The organism is Pseudoalteromonas sp. J2K-J031 (assembly GCF_058197095.2).
Window position 1 is genome coordinate 2,750,234 of record NZ_CM200279.1, and the last position, 15,046, is coordinate 2,765,279.

A 15,046-nucleotide genomic window follows, 5' to 3' on the forward strand; every position below is an offset into this window, starting at 1 on the left:
TGAGATAAACTATAGCCAGTGGTGCATAATACGCAAAAGAACACCACTGGATTAACGACTTTGATTCCTTAGGCGTTAAAACCCACTTAAAAAGGTTTTATCACTGTAAAAACGCAGGGCAAAACAATCACTGTCTTTATTAATCACCATCGATTTATCAGCCCGCACACCACTACCTGCATAATTTCCCGCAGCAGTAAATGTACATATTTGTGTGTAATAGCCATCAATATTAGGCAAAGCAAATAACTGCTGATAAATCATATCTTGCGCAGCGAAATTACCTTTTGTTGCCTCCATAACCGTATCGGTGTGGTCAATCAATTCGATATTGGCACCGCAGCGACCTACAATCGGCTTTTTAACATAGCCGCTTGCTTGTAGCTCAGGCGTAAGTTCAAACGCACTATTGAGTAATAACGGATGATTTGGAAATAACGACCACAATACGGGTAAAATCGCTTTATTACTCGGAATTAACGACCATAAAGGCTCAAAGACCATAATATTTTCTCGCAGGAGTACATCAGATAAACGTAACGGTTGATTTTGCTGCCAATCAGGTTCATACACTCCCGCATTCAAGGTTTCTTCATCACATTCACTGCGGATTTGATCGAGCGCTGTTTCCCATGACCAAGTTTTCCACACCCATAATACCTGTTCACCTTGGGCATCAATCACCCCGCCATGTTCATCCCAGCGCAGCCCTGTTAAACCAACAATAATTTTACTTTCTATACCCGCACTTTTAAGGGCATCTTGCATAAAAAGCGCATGATAGGCTTCTTCAGCTTCATCATCTCGTAAAATATGCACCAGCCCCTTGGCATGACTTTTTTTCCATGCCCGAGCTACATCTTTAAAGAGCTCTTTGCCAGCATCATGACCTTCATTTACCCCATAATGACTAGCCCATTTGCCCTGCACCTTGCCAGATTCCATATAACACGATGCTGAGTCACAATTATACTCATAAACTTTAAGACCATTTTCCGTCATTGCAAAATCAAACCGGCTAGTAATTAGCTGATTTAAACGGTTATCCCACGATTGGCGAATTTTAGGCAATACCGATTTAGGCAAATTAAATTTTTCAAGTAAGTCTGGGTGTTCAAGTACATAATCGGTGGCATGCATAAACATGTTATGCAGTTCATTAGTGGCATATTCTAAGGCCGTTTCAGCAGACTGTGAGGCAACAAAATAACGGGTTTGCTCATCAACAATAGAGGTCAAATAGTGACCACCCATTGCATCAACAAAAGCAGCCTCATCTTCATTGGCAATATTTAACCATGACTTTTTCACAGGTGCAGAGTTCGTGGCATGATTTGTATGTAATTGGAATAAAGCGGTGTTTTTTTCATGATGCGGCTCGGCATGCTCGCTATCATCGGTTTGGATCATCCAACCTAATATTTGCGCATCGCAATAAGAGCAAGTAATCCAATACTCTCCATCTTGTGTAACTTTAGCTTTAAGCTCTCGGGCATAATTGGCGCCTTCAGGCCACAGTGCATGACCCACATTTTGCTCGGCAATACGCACATAGTGATCCGTTACCTCAGTGACAATTGCAACATGGCCTGTTTCTTCAAACTCACCACCTTCTTTCCAAATTAATAAACACCCAACTTCAGGATGGCGCTTATTTCCATTTACATACGCATTGAGTGGCAGTAATTGATTTTCTTTAACATCTCTGACCGTGCGTAAATCAAAAATATCGTACGCCATGGCAACATCATCAAAAATATAACCGTGATTGATGTACATATAACGCCGAGCGAATTCAACACATTGCCATTTATAACCCATGTAAATGCCATCATAATGGCTGCGAAAAGCACTACGCTTAGGATATTGCTGTTTTGAGGCTGTTTCATAATCGCTAGAATAAGCGGCCACACCACCTTGGGCATAACCGAGTAACGTACCAAATGCTGTAGAAGCTGAATCTAAATGTGCCAAAATACAATCCAAAATGTAAACCAAGTTAAGCAAAAGAATAACACCCTTGCTTACTTTGGCTAGCCTATTGCTAAAATATTCTTGGCTTTAATTAATTGATTGATTGATTTAAAGATTATTAATCTGGTTTTTCTGACGCCGATTGAATAACACCCGACACTTGGTGTGGATATTTGGCCATTTCAATCACATATAAATCTTGTACTCGTTGTAAGTCAACATCTATCTGGCCCGTAAGAAATAGCGTATGTAAAATAACAAACTGCTTGGTTCGATAATCAAGTGCAATAGGCACAACAGGCACTTGGGCCGCTTTAGCGATGTGTAAAAAACCACATTTCCATTCTGGACAATATTTTCGAGTGCCCTCTGGCGCAATACCTAAAATCAGCGCATCTTGCTGGCTAAATCGAGCGCTTATTTGCTCAACCATGCCATGAGCAGCGCTGCGCTCTACCGGGATCCCACCCCACTTTTTTAATAACCAACCCAGCGGTCCGATAAAAATAGAGTGTTTACCTAAAAATTGAATTTTAATGCCTAAATGTAATTTAACTGCGATAGCGATAACAAAATCCCAATTAGAGGTATGAGGCGCTACTGCAGCAACAAACTTGGCGCAATCGGGAAACTGCCCCACCACTTGCCAACCTGTGAGCTTTAAAATAATACCGCCAACAATCGGCCCTAAGAAGCTTTTCGTGCGCGGAATACTCGATGGAATTGTCTGCATCTCGATTTCTCTTTTTTCATCACAGTAGCAAAATCACGTTACACAAAAAAGCATCAACCCCCAAGCGCAACTTCTTTATTAGCAAGTAAAAAATTCAAAGACACCAACCTGATTGCTATTAGACTTGACCTCCACCATACTGAGGGGCTTTTTAACTTCAGAGGAATGATTATGTATTACCAAATTACCGTGGTGCAATTTAGCAAGATGCTCAATAACTTAGCAGCAATTTTAGAAAAAGCAGAACTCGCTGCGGTGCAAAAACGATACGATATGAGTGTATTACTCAATGCACGTTTAGCTCCTGATCAGTTTAATCTTATCCGCCAAGTTCAAATTGCATGTGATACCGCAAAATTAGCAGCTGCAAGGCTCACAGGTACGGTTGAAAATGCGCCTAAGCATGACGATAGTGAAACAACCTTAATCGAACTTAAAACCCGTATCGAAGAAACAATCAGCTATTTAGCAAGTTTCAGCGAAAGTGATTTTGCAGGGGCAAGCGAGCGTCATATCAGTCAACCGCGCTGGGAAGGAAAATACGTAACAGGTGCTGAGTTTGCTATTGAACATGCAATGCCAAACTTATATTTCCATATCACAACAGCCTATGCGATTTTGCGTCACAATGGTGTTGATGTCGGTAAAAAGGATTATTTAGGCGCAATGCCTTATAAAGTCTGATTTCTGTCACTTTAAAAACGATTTTAAACGACTAAAAATCTGAAATAAAAAAAGCCTTTAGTTAAATACTAAAGGCTTTTTTAAATCGATTAACCGTGGTTTTACCACTTAATCCATTCAACTTTAATCTCTTTGCCAACGGCTTTGCTAATGCGCGGTACAATGGCATCTTGCTCAGTGCAAACTAAAGAGAAAATATGGCCTTGAATGTCTTTGGCCACTTCAGCAGGTGCTGAGGTAAAATCATATTTACTGGCAGTAATGTCACGCGATGCAGCTTGTTTATTCGCTTTTTCTTCTAGCATTTCTTTATCAACCGACTGGCTGCTTGCAGTACGTGCAGTGCGACCAACGCGGTGAATATAATCGTTACAGTTAACCGGTAAATCAAAGTTAATCACATAATACAAATCAGTAATATCAATGCCGCGCGATACGATATCTGTTGCCACTAAAAACTGCACTTCGCGATTTTTAAAGCTATTTAAGCCCACTTGACGCTGTTTTTGTGGGATTTCATTGTGAATACCCACGCTGCTATACCCTTTATCATTTAATAAATGGGTTAAAAACGTCACGTCTTTTTTAGTACGAGCAAAAATTAAGGCGTGGTCGCAATTTACTAACTTGATTAAGCTTAATAAGTTTTCTGGTTTATGGTCGCGATGACAGCGATACATAGTATGAATAATTTTATCAAGTGCTGGTTTGCTGTCATCAGTACGGACTTCTTTTGGATTAACCAAATTATCCGCTGCAAACTTTTGTAACGCTTTACTATCCGTTGCTGAAAATAGAATTTGTTGTTTTGCCTGTGGCATCGCAGCAAGAATTGCACGTAGCTCTGTAACAATGCCCATACTCACTAAACGGTCAGCTTCATCCATAACAAAATGTTTTACTTGCTCAAGCGAAAACGCTTTGATTTTTAATAAATCAACTAAACGACGCGGAGTGGCAACAACAATGTCTGCACCGCGCTTAAAACGATTCACCTGAGATGGGATCCGCACGCCACCAGACACGCTTATGGTGCGTAAATTTAAGCCTTTGCCATATTTTGCAATCGACTCTTCAACTTGCACGGCAAGCTCACGTGTTGGCACTAAAAATAAAGCTCTAACTGGGCGCACTTGCTCGGCACTATTATCAACTCGACTTAATTCTTGCAGTGTTGGCAGTAAATAGGCTGCAGTTTTACCTGTCCCTGTAGGAGCAATCGCATAGGTATCAGTGCCCGAAAGTACGGCACCAATTGAATGTTCCTGAATATAAGTAGGTGATTTGTAACCTAAGCTTAAAACGTTAGCTTGAAGGGTTTTGTTGAGTCCAAGTTCGGCAAAAATAGTCATGTGCGCACATCAATTAGCAAATAATCGCTCATTATCCCTCAGACATCGCATTTATACCAATTTTATTCGCCAGATCAGCGATCCTATTGCATCTTTTTTGATAAATCTCAGTGCATCGTAAATCAGTTTTGCACCGTTAAAGCGTTTAATAATGCACCAATATCATTTCTAACCCACTCTTTACCCAAGCAATTATCAAGCTCCCGCTCGGCAAACCGTAAAAAGCCAAGCGCAGCTTGTGATAAGTGCCTGTCGTTACGCGCAATAAAATACCAATGACTTTCTATGGGCAAACCCGGCACATTAAGCGTGACAATACTGGTATCTTGTTTTGGTAATACATGTTGCGATAATACGGCAAGGCCCATCCCCGAGCTGACGCCAACTCTTATCGCCTCATTACTGGCCATTTGCATACTCGAGGCCAATGTAAGCCCTTTGCCTTGCAGCCAACTTTCAAACAACATACGCGTAGCTGAACCAGGCTCTCGCAGTAAAAAACGCTCTTGCATCACATCAGCCAAAGCTAATTCTTTTTTATCGGCCAAAGGATGACTCGCAGGTGCAATTAGGGTTAAAGGGTTACGTAAAAAACGCCCCGCACACGCATGCTCAAGCGAAGGTGGATGGCTAAACACGTACAAATCATCTTGGCCTTGTTCAAAACGCCGAAGCACTTGTTCACGATTACCAATTTCAACCGTGACTTCCACCTTGCTAAAGGCCTGCGAATAAGGCCCAAGTAACCGAGGTAATATGTACTGAGCGGTATTGACCATCGCAATACTAAAGTGCCCTCTTTGACCATCCTGAAGGGCATCTAAATACTGATTAAACTCAGCAAAATCGCCAAGCGTCTGCAAACAAATACGGTACAACTCTCGCCCTGCATCGGTGGGAATAACCTGATTTTGCTCTAAGACAAATAAAGGTTCACCAATGGCTTCTTTCAACCGCTTTAACTGTAAAGACACTGTGGGCTGAGTCAGGTGTAAACGTTTCGCGCTTTCACTAATTGACCCTGTTTGAATAACTTCAACATAAACCTGAAGCAATCGAAATGTTAAGTGACGGATATTCATGACTACAACGCATAGATAATTATCTATATAGTGTTGCTATACTTTTTATTTCCGTCAATAACATTCTCACTTTACACTGCGCCAGTGATTAAATTAGAAGGAGTGCGCTATGCCAGATATTGTTGTAATGTTTTTTTTGCTTGGTTTATTTGCGGGGCTAGTACGTTCCGATTTAAGTATTCCAAAAGCAACCTACGATACATTAAGCTTATTACTGATGCTGATCATCGGTTTAAAAGGTGGTATGGCCTTACATGGTAATTTAAGTTGGGGGATTTTACCTGAAATGGCCACAGTGATGTTGCTAGGTGCGCTTATCCCGCTAACACTCTTTCCGCTGCTTCGAAAATTCATCCGCCTGAGCTTAGCTGACAGCGCTAGTATTGCCGCACACTATGGCTCAGTGAGCGCTGGTACGTTTGCAGTAGCACTCGCCTATGCACAAGCTAAACAACTCGAAGTTGGCGCAGAAATCACCTTATATTTAGTGATGATGGAACTGCCTGCAATTATTGTTGGCTTATTGCTGTATCGTCGCTATAGCGCACAATTACCAAACGCAAAACCAGTCTCTGTGGCGGCACTTTGGCATGAAGCACTCACCAATAAAGGTGTTATTTTACTCGTAGGTGGTGTGATTATCGGCCTGATGTACGGCACACAACAAGGTTCACAAGTAACTGATTTACTAATGAATGGCTTTAAAGCAATACTCGCGCTATTTTTGCTTGAAATGGGTTTAACTGCAGCACAAACGCTGCGCCCTTTTCCTACAGCACACTGGCGCTTGATGGTTTTTGCCCTCATCGCGCCATTGTGTTTAGGTGTTATCGGTATTTATGTCGGTGACTTCTTATCATTAAGTGAAGGCTCAATTGTTATCCTAGCAAGCTTAAGTGCCAGCGCCTCGTATATCGCAGCCCCCGCAGCCATTAAAGCGGCAATTCCCGATGCAGATATCGGCCTTGCAATGCTAAGCTCTTTAGGCCTTACGTTCCCGTTTAATGTCACTATCGGAATTAGCTTGTATCATTATTTGATTCCGATTTTAACTTGATTTGGGTTGTGACTTAACCTCTCAAAATTAAGCTGCAAACCTTTAAAGCCTGTGCAATCCTCAATTTGTACAGGCTTTATCAATCGCAATCCCACTCTCATGCGTATTATAATTACCTACTTTTATCACCACCTCAGTTATGACCCATCATAAATGCCACCTCGACTCGAAACTATGCCCCATTTGCCTGCGCAATTTCAATTGGCGTAAAAAGTGGCAAAGGGATTGGCCAAACGTAAAGTACTGCTCAGAACGATGCCAACGTAATGCAAAAAAACAGTAGCCTAGTTATGTAGAATCACGACTCACGGTTGCCTGCGCCGATTATAAATACAAAAAAAACACTTTAAAAACAGACTAAAAAAGCCAGCTCCCTAGTATTGCGCTCAAAATACACTATGGTTTAACTCTCAAAACGATCGTTATTTAAATTAATTTCGTATCGTTAAACGCAATGGTTTAAACAACTCTATTAATAACAATTTTTAGGCCTATTTATGACACAGCAACAGATCCCGCAAGAAGCATTTGATTGGTATGACGATTATGCCCATGGTGCCATGGACAGACGAACTTTTATGAAAAAACTCGGTACCTTAACCGCTTTAGGCTACTCCATGGCGGTTTTAACCAGCGCTTTGATGCCCAATTATGTGTTGGCAGAGCAGATTTCTTTTAATGATCCTGATATTAAAGCCAGTTACACCGAATTTGATTCACCACTTGGGCATGGTAAAGGGCGTGGTTATTTAGTCGTCCCAACCAATACCAGCGCTAAACTTCCTACTGTTTTGGTTGTTCATGAAAATCGAGGTCTAAACCCTTACATTAAAGATGTAGCAAGACGCTTAGCAAAAGCAGGGTTTTTAGCCTTCGCACCTGACGCCCTCTTTCCACTTGGTGGATACCCAGGTAATGATGATGAAGGCCGCACAATGCAAAGCAGCTTATCTCGCGAAAAGATCCAGTTCGATTTCACCGCTGCCAGTCAATTTTTAAAAACGCACCCGCTAAGTTCAGGCAAACTAGGTGTTGTAGGTTTTTGTTTTGGTGGGTATATGGCCAATTACTTAGCTGCATCCGCTAATGAATTAATTGACGCCGCAGTGCCTTTTTATGGTACGCCAGCAGCTAAGGAATTGCGAAAAAATATTAAAGCGCCGTTATTGATCCATTTGGCCGAGTTAGATGAACGTGTGAATGCAACTTGGCCCGAATATCAAGCTGATCTGGAGCAACATAAAGTAAATTACACCCTGCATATGTACAAAGCAGCTAACCATGGCTTTCATAACGATTCAACCTCCCGTTATGATAAAGCCCAAGCAGAACTTGCATGGCAGCGCACTCTCGACTTTTTCAAACTGCACTTAGTATAAAAAATCCTATTAGGCTAACGCTCATGTTAGCCTAATACGCATCTTCACAGATCAGAACGACATTGGCGTGGTTTAATAGAAAGCGTGTTGTTATGTGTCGCTTTTTGTTACCCTTCACCCTACTTTGTATTAGCTAATCTTTTTATTGTTATGAAATTAGACATTCAGTATCAATTCCCAAGTCCACAAATTGCGAACCGCTTTTTAAACGAGCTAAAACATTGGCCTGTGGCAAAAGTATCAGCTCGATTATTTAATCATGCTGCCTCGGTTAAAATTAGCTATCAAGCTAAAACCGAAGGCTTTGATACAACCTGCGCCGAGCTTGATAAACTTGCTGCATTATATAATGGTGAGGAATATAACGGTGAGGAATGCTAATTACATGTTTTATCAATGTGCTGCAGCGTGTTTTGCCGCAATAAAATCGGCATGGCTGACGTACAACAACCCTGAAATTCGTCGAATAATATGATCTTCATGGCTATCTAGTTCACCATCAGCAAAAGCCACCCGCCACAAAAGCTCAACAATCTCAATGCGTTCTACGTCGCTGGTTTGGTTGTTTATTTGTTTCACAAAGGCAAACAAATCTATCGCCTCCTCAACCAATGGCTCTGCTTTAGCAATCAAAGCCGTTACTTGCTCTTGGCTTAACTGGCAATGGCTGAGCAATATAGCTGATATTTTATTGAACTCGCTGCTTTGTGCTTTGCCATCCGCTCGCATTACTTCAACCAATAAAGCTGCTAATGCGGTATTAAAATCAAGCTCATTATCTGAATGAGGCTGTAACACCAAGTTCTGCAGTAGCTTTTTAATATGATCTAACATGTTTACATTCCTTAATATCATCACTCTCATTGAGACTTTTTTAAACACTTCAGTTACAAAAAGTAAAAAAGCCCATCAGGGCTTTTTTATCAAAACAAGGTATTGCTTACATTCTTGCTTCAATCATTAAACGCTTCATATCACGCACAGCCTTTTCAAAGCCATCAATAACAGCACGTGCAACAATGGCGTGGCCAATATTAAGCTCATAAATATCTTCAATGGCTGCAATTGGTTTTACATTATGATAATTCAAACCATGGCCAGCATTAACAATTAAACCAAGCTCAACGGCTATTTTGACACCCGCTTTAATACGATTTAATTCTTCTAACTGCGCTTCTTCTGTTTCAGCATCAGCATACGCACCGGTATGAATTTCAATATATGGGGCATGAACCGCCGCACAGGCTTTGAGCTGAATTGGGTCAGCATCAACAAACAAAGATACTTTAATACCTGCAGCCGTTAAACGTGCTACGGCTTCGGCGATTTTCACCTGATTGCCTGCAACGTCTAAACCACCTTCGGTTGTCAGTTCTTCGCGTTTTTCTGGTACTAAACATACAAATGCAGGTTTAATTTCAAGTGCTAATTGCAGCATTTCTTCAGTAACAGCGATTTCAAAGTTCATGCGAGTTTGGATCGTTTTGCTCATCACGTGTACATCGCGGTCTTGAATATGGCGACGATCTTCACGTAAATGGATCGTGATCCCATCGGCACCAGCGTGCTCAGCAACAGCTGCGGCATGAGCTGGATCCGGAAAAGTTGTACCGCGCGCTTGGCGCAGCGTAGCAACATGGTCAACATTCACGCCTAATAAAATATCTTTCATTACATCACCTTGGTAAAAATAGCTCTCGGCTTTTTAATTCTCGCTCACCCAAAAGAGGTTTTAATAAATAGCGAGCAAATTGTTTTGCTAATAAGCGGGTTTGTGGCTCTGAAAAGTCTAAAAGGCTAAATGCGATTAGCTGTTCACCACTAAATCCACTGTGCGACGTTTCTTGTTTACACCATCCTTGCTCAATAACGTATTGATACAAGGCATGGGGCTCGATTGGATCACCTTGCGCATCATAATTAAAATCAACACCATAGCCTAGTAATTCTAATAATTGATATTCAAATGAACGCAATGTTTGTTCAAAGGTAGTTACTGAACTTAACGCATGCAAATGTTGTTGATAAAGCTCAAAAGCTAAATCGATAGGTTCATTGATAGGAATAATACGATTGCATAATTCATTGAGGTAAAATCCACAATAAAGTGCTTTACCAGCTAACGAAATGGCATTGAGTTCTGTTGCAAGTTCAAATTGAGTAAGGTATTTGAGATCACCTTGACCTGAAAAGCCGATCAATAGCGGTTGAAAAGGCTGTAGTTGTGCGCTGTGCTTAACCGCATGCTTGCCTTTTAGGCGGGCAAGCAAACGTATTTGGCCAAGATTTTCTACCAGCATATCGAGCATCACTTGAGAGTCACTAAATGGACGTCGATGGATCAAATATGCATGGTAGAACGTATGATTCACATTAATCTTCGCCGTAACCTAGACTGCGTAACGCGCGTTCATCATCGGCCCAGCCTGATTTCACTTTAACCCAAAGTTCAAGGAAGACCTTATTATCAAGCATTTCTTCCATGTCTTTACGGGCTTCACGACCTATGACTTTTAGTTTTTCGCCTTTATTACCAATAACCATACGTTTTTGGCTTTCACGTTCAACTAAAATAAGTGCATTGATATGCCAGACACCATTTTCTTGCCATTTAAACTGTTCAATTTCCACAGTCACTGAATATGGCAACTCTTCACCCATAAAACGCATGAGCTTTTCACGCACAATTTCAGCCGCTAAAAAGCGGGTTGAACGGTCAGTTACGTAATCTTCAGGAAAAATAAATTCACTCGGTGGCAAGTATTTACGAACTTGATCTTTAATTAAATCAATATTTTTCGCTGTAGTGGCTGACACAGGTAAAATTGCAACAAAATCAGCTTGTTCACCGAGCCACTGTAAATGTGGGAACAACTCTTCTTTCTCTTTTACTTGATCAACTTTATTGATAACCAATAACACCGGACGACCTGTTTGCTTAACTTTGTGCAAAACCATGTCATCATCTGCGGTCCAATGCGTGCCTTCAACCACAAAAATAATCAACTCAACATCGCTGATTGAACTTGCTGCAGCACGATTCATTAAACGGTTAATAGCGCGTTTTTCATCAATGTGTAAACCTGGCGTATCAACATAAACCGCTTGATAATCATCCTCAGTATGGATCCCCATAATTCGGTGACGCGTTGTTTGCGCTTTACGCGATGTAATACTGACTTTTTGGCCAACAATTTCATTTAGAATAGTTGATTTACCAACATTTGGACGGCCAACAATGGCAATCATGCCGCAATGTGTTTTAGGATTCATGTTTAATAATCTTTAATGCTTTTTCAGCCGCTTTTTGCTCGGCTTTACGGCGTGAACTACCGACAGAAACAATACTGTTCATGCCTTCTACAACACATTCAACCGTAAACGATTGGTTGTGTGCCTGTCCTTTGGTATCGATAACAGTATAGTTTGGCAGCGGTAATTTTCGCGCCTGTAAATACTCTTGTAATAAGGTTTTTGGATCTTTTTGGTTTAACCCTGGCGAAATTTCATCAAGACGAAACTTGTACCAGCTCAAGATCAAATTACTGCAGGTGTCTATGCCTGAATCTAAAAAGACAGCTCCAATAATTGCCTCTACAGCATCGGCCAAAGTTGATTCGCGGCGATACCCACCACTTTTAAGCTCACCTGGTCCTAAGCGTAAATAATCACCTAAATTAAATTCTAGGCCAAATTCCGCAAGAGTTTGGCCTCGTACCAATGTTGAGCGCATTCTACTTAGATCACCTTCGCGACTTTTAGGAAAACGCTTGTAGAGCTCATTTGCAATCACAAAACTTAAAATAGAATCGCCTAAAAACTCAAGCCGTTCATTGTGCTGCCCTTTATGGCTGCGATGAGTCATCGCTTGCTCCAACAACGTTACGTTGTTGAAGGTGTAGCCTATTTTGCTGTATAAATCAGTTACATTTTTGTTCATTAGTTATTGAATACTTCCTAGGCGGTCAAAACGAACACCTGTTGGAACCCAGCTTGGTAAAATACTCTCTGGGTCTTGTTCAAATTCAAAGCTCATCCATATAAACACAGCTTTTCCGACTAACTCTTCTTTATCAACAAATCCCCAAAAGCGGCCATCTTTGCTGTTGTCGCGGTTATCACCCATCACAAAGTAGCTGTTTTCTGGCACCACCCACTCATCAATTCGAGTGCCCGGCTGCTGGTAATACGCCATTTGTTGTTCAGGACGAACTGGATTGATTAAAATATCATGACTTACATTCGCTAAATTTTCGGTTAAGCGAGTTTCAGCCACACCATCTGAAAAGAACTCGTCTTGATTAACTAACTGTGTATCGAGTTTATTAAACTCATTACAGTTTAAACCCGATGTTTGGGTTTGAGTTGCATCGCATTGAGGTTTGATATAAAGCTGTTTATTACGATAAACCACGGTATCACCAGGCAAACCAACCACACGTTTTATGAAATCGATATTGTTGTCTAGTGGATACTTAAAGACCACGGCATCACCACGTTCAGGGTCTGACACATCCATTAACTGAGAGCGCCAAACGGGATCCTTAACGCCATATGCAAATTTTTCTACCAAAATAAAATCGCCCACTAAAAGTGTTGGCATCATTGATCCTGATGGAATTTGAAATGGCTCATAAAAAAATGAACGAAAAATCGTGATAGCCGCAATCATAGGAAATATAGATTGCGCAGTTTCTGCTATAGCTGGTTGAGGTGCAATTTGTGCAATGGTTTCATCATCCAACATGGCGCTATTTGCACCTTGAGCAAGCGCAATACGTGCTTGACGCTTAGGTGCATAAACTAAGTGATCGATTAACCAAATTAACCCTGAAATAAGAGTTAATAACACTAAGAAGATTGAAAAATAACCAGCCATAGTAACTGTTGTCCTTATTTACCTACTTTGAGGATTGCTAAGAAAGCTTCTTGCGGCACTTCAACATTACCAACCTGTTTCATGCGCTTTTTACCTTCTTTTTGTTTTTGTAATAACTTTTTCTTACGACTCACGTCACCACCGTAACACTTAGCAATTACGTTTTTACGTAATTGTTTAATCGTGGTACGAGCAATAACGTGCGCACCTATCGCGGCTTGGATCGCGATATCAAATTGCTGACGTGGAATAAGTTCTTTCAGTGCTTCGGCTAATTGACGACCACGTGATTGTGCGCTTTCATGATGACAAATAATTGCCAATGCATCGACTCGCTCGCCATTGATTAAGATATCAACACGTTCCATTTTTGATGTTTGGAAACGAATGAAATTGTAATCAAGTGACGCAAAACCGCGGCTGGTAGATTTTAAGCGATCGAAGAAATCCATCACCACTTCAGCCATTGGCAAATGATACGTTAACGCAACTTGCTTACCGTGATACGACATTTTGTGCTGCACACCACGCTTTTCAATACATAAAGTAATTACATTACCTAAATATTCTTGTGGTACTAGAATGTTCGCTTCAACGATAGGCTCACGAATTTCAGCAATATTACTGATTGGTGGTAAATTAGAAGGGCTGTCTATCTTTATGATGTCGCCATTTTTAAGCAGGATCTCGTACACTACCGTTGGAGCAGTAGTAATCAGATCCATGTCGTATTCTCGCTCTAAACGCTCTTGAATGATTTCCATGTGTAACATACCAAGGAAGCCACAGCGGAAACCAAAACCTAATGCTGTTGAGCTTTCTGGCTCATAAAATAACGAGGCATCATTTAGGCTTAATTTTGAAAGCGCATCACGGAAGTTTTCATATTCATCTGATGCTATCGGATATACACCGGCGTAAACTTGCGGTTGTACTTTTTTAAAGCCTGGTAAAATTGCTGTTGCAGGGTTACGCGCCGAGGTAATAGTATCACCCACTGGTGCACCATGAATTTCTTTAATACCGGCAATAACAAACCCTACTTCACCAGTGCGAAGTATTTTGGTTTCTGTTTGCTTTGGCGTAAAAATACCCACTTTATCAGCGTTATGTAATTGGCCATTTGACATAATTTTAATTTTGTCGCCAGCACGTAACTCACCATGCTTAATTCGCACCAATGAAACAACACCTTGGTATGGGTCAAACCATGAATCAATAATCAGCGCTTGTAATGGTTGAGTAGGCTCACCGACAGGTGGTGGAACTTGCGCAACAATAACTTCAAGTACATCTTGAATACCAACACCTGTTTTAGCTGAACAGCGCACCGCATCCATCGCATCAAGACCGATAATGTCTTCGATTTCTTCTGCTACACGTTCAGGCTCAGCTTGTGGTAAGTCTATTTTATTTAGAACAGGAATAACTTCTAGTTCCATTTCAATCGCGGTATAGCAGTTAGCAACTGTTTGTGCTTCTACGCCTTGACCTGCATCCACAACTAATAAAGCACCTTCACAGGCAGCTAAAGAACGTGATACTTCATATGAAAAGTCTACGTGACCTGGTGTATCGATAAAGTTTAATTGATATGTTTCACCATCTTTTGCGGTGTAATTTAATGTTACAGACTGCGCCTTGATGGTAATGCCACGCTCACGTTCAATATCCATGGAGTCTAAAACCTGAGCTTGCATTTCTCGGTCTGTTAAACCACCACAATATTGAATCAAACGATCTGAAAGGGTCGATTTGCCATGGTCAATATGGGCAATTACGGAGAAGTTTCTTATGTTGTTGATATTTATAGGGTTTATCATCTTGAAATTTTCAGAATCCAGATTATGTACTTGGGGGTGTACTCAAAAACAGAAGTAACCCTTACTTTCAGCCAATTTATGCT

Annotated in this window: 16 protein-coding genes; 5 read left to right on the plus strand and 11 right to left on the minus strand. The window is 41.0% G+C overall.

Going from position 1 to position 15,046, the window contains the following annotated elements; translation table 11 throughout:
• Positions 1-75: 75 nt before the first annotated feature.
• Entirely contained in the window at positions 76-1,974 is a 1,899-nt protein-coding gene (gene gss / locus AC3KZC_RS12385) for a bifunctional glutathionylspermidine amidase/synthase (RefSeq protein ID WP_490578474.1), read from the minus strand.
• Positions 1,975-2,092: 118 nt separating this feature from the next.
• Complete coding sequence (locus AC3KZC_RS12390; protein WP_490578473.1) at positions 2,093-2,707, minus strand: lysophospholipid acyltransferase family protein; 615 nt, start codon at positions 2,705-2,707, stop codon at positions 2,093-2,095.
• A gap of 171 nt (positions 2,708-2,878) precedes the next feature.
• Here AC3KZC_RS12390 and AC3KZC_RS12395 point away from each other — a divergent pair, with 171 nt between their 5' ends.
• Positions 2,879-3,391, plus strand: coding sequence for a DUF1993 domain-containing protein (locus AC3KZC_RS12395; protein WP_490578472.1), 513 nt, complete (start codon positions 2,879-2,881; stop codon positions 3,389-3,391).
• A gap of 101 nt (positions 3,392-3,492) precedes the next feature.
• On the opposite strand, the gene AC3KZC_RS12400 is transcribed toward AC3KZC_RS12395, so the two are convergent.
• Both AC3KZC_RS12400 and AC3KZC_RS12405 read right to left on the minus strand, forming a co-directional pair.
• The gene (locus AC3KZC_RS12400) at positions 3,493-4,743 is read right to left on the minus strand and encodes a DEAD/DEAH box helicase (RefSeq protein ID WP_490578471.1); all 1,251 of its coding nucleotides are present in this window, start codon (positions 4,741-4,743) and stop codon (positions 3,493-3,495) included.
• 122 nt (positions 4,744-4,865) lie between these two features.
• Positions 4,866-5,825 (minus strand): LysR substrate-binding domain-containing protein, encoded by a 960-nt coding sequence (locus AC3KZC_RS12405; RefSeq protein WP_490578470.1) that lies wholly within the window; start codon positions 5,823-5,825, stop codon positions 4,866-4,868.
• A 109-nt stretch (positions 5,826-5,934) separates the two neighbouring features.
• Here AC3KZC_RS12405 and AC3KZC_RS12410 point away from each other — a divergent pair, with 109 nt between their 5' ends.
• The 4 genes from AC3KZC_RS12410 to AC3KZC_RS12425 all read left to right on the plus strand — a co-directional run bounded on the left by AC3KZC_RS12410 (position 5,935) and on the right by AC3KZC_RS12425 (position 8,642).
• Entirely contained in the window at positions 5,935-6,882 is a 948-nt protein-coding gene (locus AC3KZC_RS12410; protein WP_490578469.1) for a sodium-dependent bicarbonate transport family permease, read from the plus strand.
• A gap of 139 nt (positions 6,883-7,021) precedes the next feature.
• Positions 7,022-7,165 carry a DUF2256 domain-containing protein gene (locus tag AC3KZC_RS12415; RefSeq protein WP_490578468.1) on the plus strand — a complete coding sequence of 48 codons (144 nt, stop codon included), beginning with the start codon at positions 7,022-7,024 and terminating at the stop codon, positions 7,163-7,165.
• 214 nt (positions 7,166-7,379) lie between these two features.
• Complete coding sequence (locus AC3KZC_RS12420) at positions 7,380-8,261, plus strand: dienelactone hydrolase family protein (RefSeq protein WP_490578467.1); 882 nt, start codon at positions 7,380-7,382, stop codon at positions 8,259-8,261.
• Between the two features lie 150 nt (positions 8,262-8,411).
• On the plus strand, positions 8,412-8,642 hold the full coding sequence (locus AC3KZC_RS12425) for a hypothetical protein (protein WP_490578466.1): 231 nt from the start codon (positions 8,412-8,414) through the stop codon (positions 8,640-8,642).
• A gap of 12 nt (positions 8,643-8,654) precedes the next feature.
• Here AC3KZC_RS12425 and AC3KZC_RS12430 read toward each other — a convergent pair whose 3' ends face one another.
• From AC3KZC_RS12430 to lepA, 7 genes are all read right to left on the minus strand, one after another.
• A complete protein-coding gene (locus AC3KZC_RS12430) occupies positions 8,655-9,095 on the minus strand; it encodes a tellurite resistance TerB family protein (RefSeq protein ID WP_490578465.1) in 441 nt (146 codons plus the stop codon).
• A 106-nt stretch (positions 9,096-9,201) separates the two neighbouring features.
• Positions 9,202-9,933, minus strand: coding sequence for a pyridoxine 5'-phosphate synthase (pdxJ, locus tag AC3KZC_RS12435; RefSeq protein ID WP_490578464.1), 732 nt, complete (start codon positions 9,931-9,933; stop codon positions 9,202-9,204).
• A 4-nt stretch (positions 9,934-9,937) separates the two neighbouring features.
• Complete coding sequence (gene recO / locus AC3KZC_RS12440) at positions 9,938-10,633, minus strand: DNA repair protein RecO (RefSeq protein ID WP_490578463.1); 696 nt, start codon at positions 10,631-10,633, stop codon at positions 9,938-9,940.
• A 1-nt stretch (position 10,634) separates the two neighbouring features.
• Complete coding sequence (gene era / locus AC3KZC_RS12445; RefSeq protein WP_490578462.1) at positions 10,635-11,534, minus strand: GTPase Era; 900 nt, start codon at positions 11,532-11,534, stop codon at positions 10,635-10,637.
• Complete coding sequence (gene rnc, locus AC3KZC_RS12450; protein ID WP_490578461.1) at positions 11,524-12,201, minus strand: ribonuclease III; 678 nt, start codon at positions 12,199-12,201, stop codon at positions 11,524-11,526. The genes era and rnc overlap by 11 nt, the downstream gene beginning before the upstream one ends.
• Positions 12,202-12,204: 3 nt before the next feature.
• Positions 12,205-13,140, minus strand: a complete 936-nt coding sequence (gene lepB, locus AC3KZC_RS12455) for a signal peptidase I (protein ID WP_490578460.1) — start codon at positions 13,138-13,140, stop codon at positions 12,205-12,207.
• Positions 13,141-13,154: 14 nt separating this feature from the next.
• Positions 13,155-14,945 carry a translation elongation factor 4 gene (gene lepA, locus AC3KZC_RS12460; RefSeq protein ID WP_490578538.1) on the minus strand — a complete coding sequence of 597 codons (1,791 nt, stop codon included), beginning with the start codon at positions 14,943-14,945 and terminating at the stop codon, positions 13,155-13,157.
• Between the last annotated feature and the right edge of the window lie 101 nt (positions 14,946-15,046).

Excerpts from the sequence above, each read along its gene's own strand:
- AC3KZC_RS12430 (WP_490578465.1), bottom strand. The coding sequence starts at position 9,095 with ATGTTAGATCATATTAAAAAGCTACTGCAGAACTTGGTGTTACAGCCT.
- AC3KZC_RS12395 (WP_490578472.1), top strand. The coding sequence starts at position 2,879 with ATGTATTACCAAATTACCGTGGTGCAATTTAGCAAGATGCTCAATAAC.
- AC3KZC_RS12415 (WP_490578468.1), top strand. The coding sequence starts at position 7,022 with ATGACCCATCATAAATGCCACCTCGACTCGAAACTATGCCCCATTTGC.
- rnc (WP_490578461.1), bottom strand. The coding sequence starts at position 12,201 with ATGAACAAAAATGTAACTGATTTATACAGCAAAATAGGCTACACCTTC.
- lepB (WP_490578460.1), bottom strand. The coding sequence starts at position 13,140 with ATGGCTGGTTATTTTTCAATCTTCTTAGTGTTATTAACTCTTATTTCA.
- AC3KZC_RS12405 (WP_490578470.1), bottom strand. The coding sequence starts at position 5,825 with ATGAATATCCGTCACTTAACATTTCGATTGCTTCAGGTTTATGTTGAA.
- era (WP_490578462.1), bottom strand. The coding sequence starts at position 11,534 with ATGAATCCTAAAACACATTGCGGCATGATTGCCATTGTTGGCCGTCCA.
- AC3KZC_RS12425 (WP_490578466.1), top strand. The coding sequence starts at position 8,412 with ATGAAATTAGACATTCAGTATCAATTCCCAAGTCCACAAATTGCGAAC.
- AC3KZC_RS12390 (WP_490578473.1), bottom strand. The coding sequence starts at position 2,707 with ATGCAGACAATTCCATCGAGTATTCCGCGCACGAAAAGCTTCTTAGGG.
- pdxJ (WP_490578464.1), bottom strand. The coding sequence starts at position 9,933 with ATGAAAGATATTTTATTAGGCGTGAATGTTGACCATGTTGCTACGCTG.
- AC3KZC_RS12400 (WP_490578471.1), bottom strand. The coding sequence starts at position 4,743 with ATGACTATTTTTGCCGAACTTGGACTCAACAAAACCCTTCAAGCTAAC.
- AC3KZC_RS12410 (WP_490578469.1), top strand. The coding sequence starts at position 5,935 with ATGCCAGATATTGTTGTAATGTTTTTTTTGCTTGGTTTATTTGCGGGG.
- AC3KZC_RS12420 (WP_490578467.1), top strand. The coding sequence starts at position 7,380 with ATGACACAGCAACAGATCCCGCAAGAAGCATTTGATTGGTATGACGAT.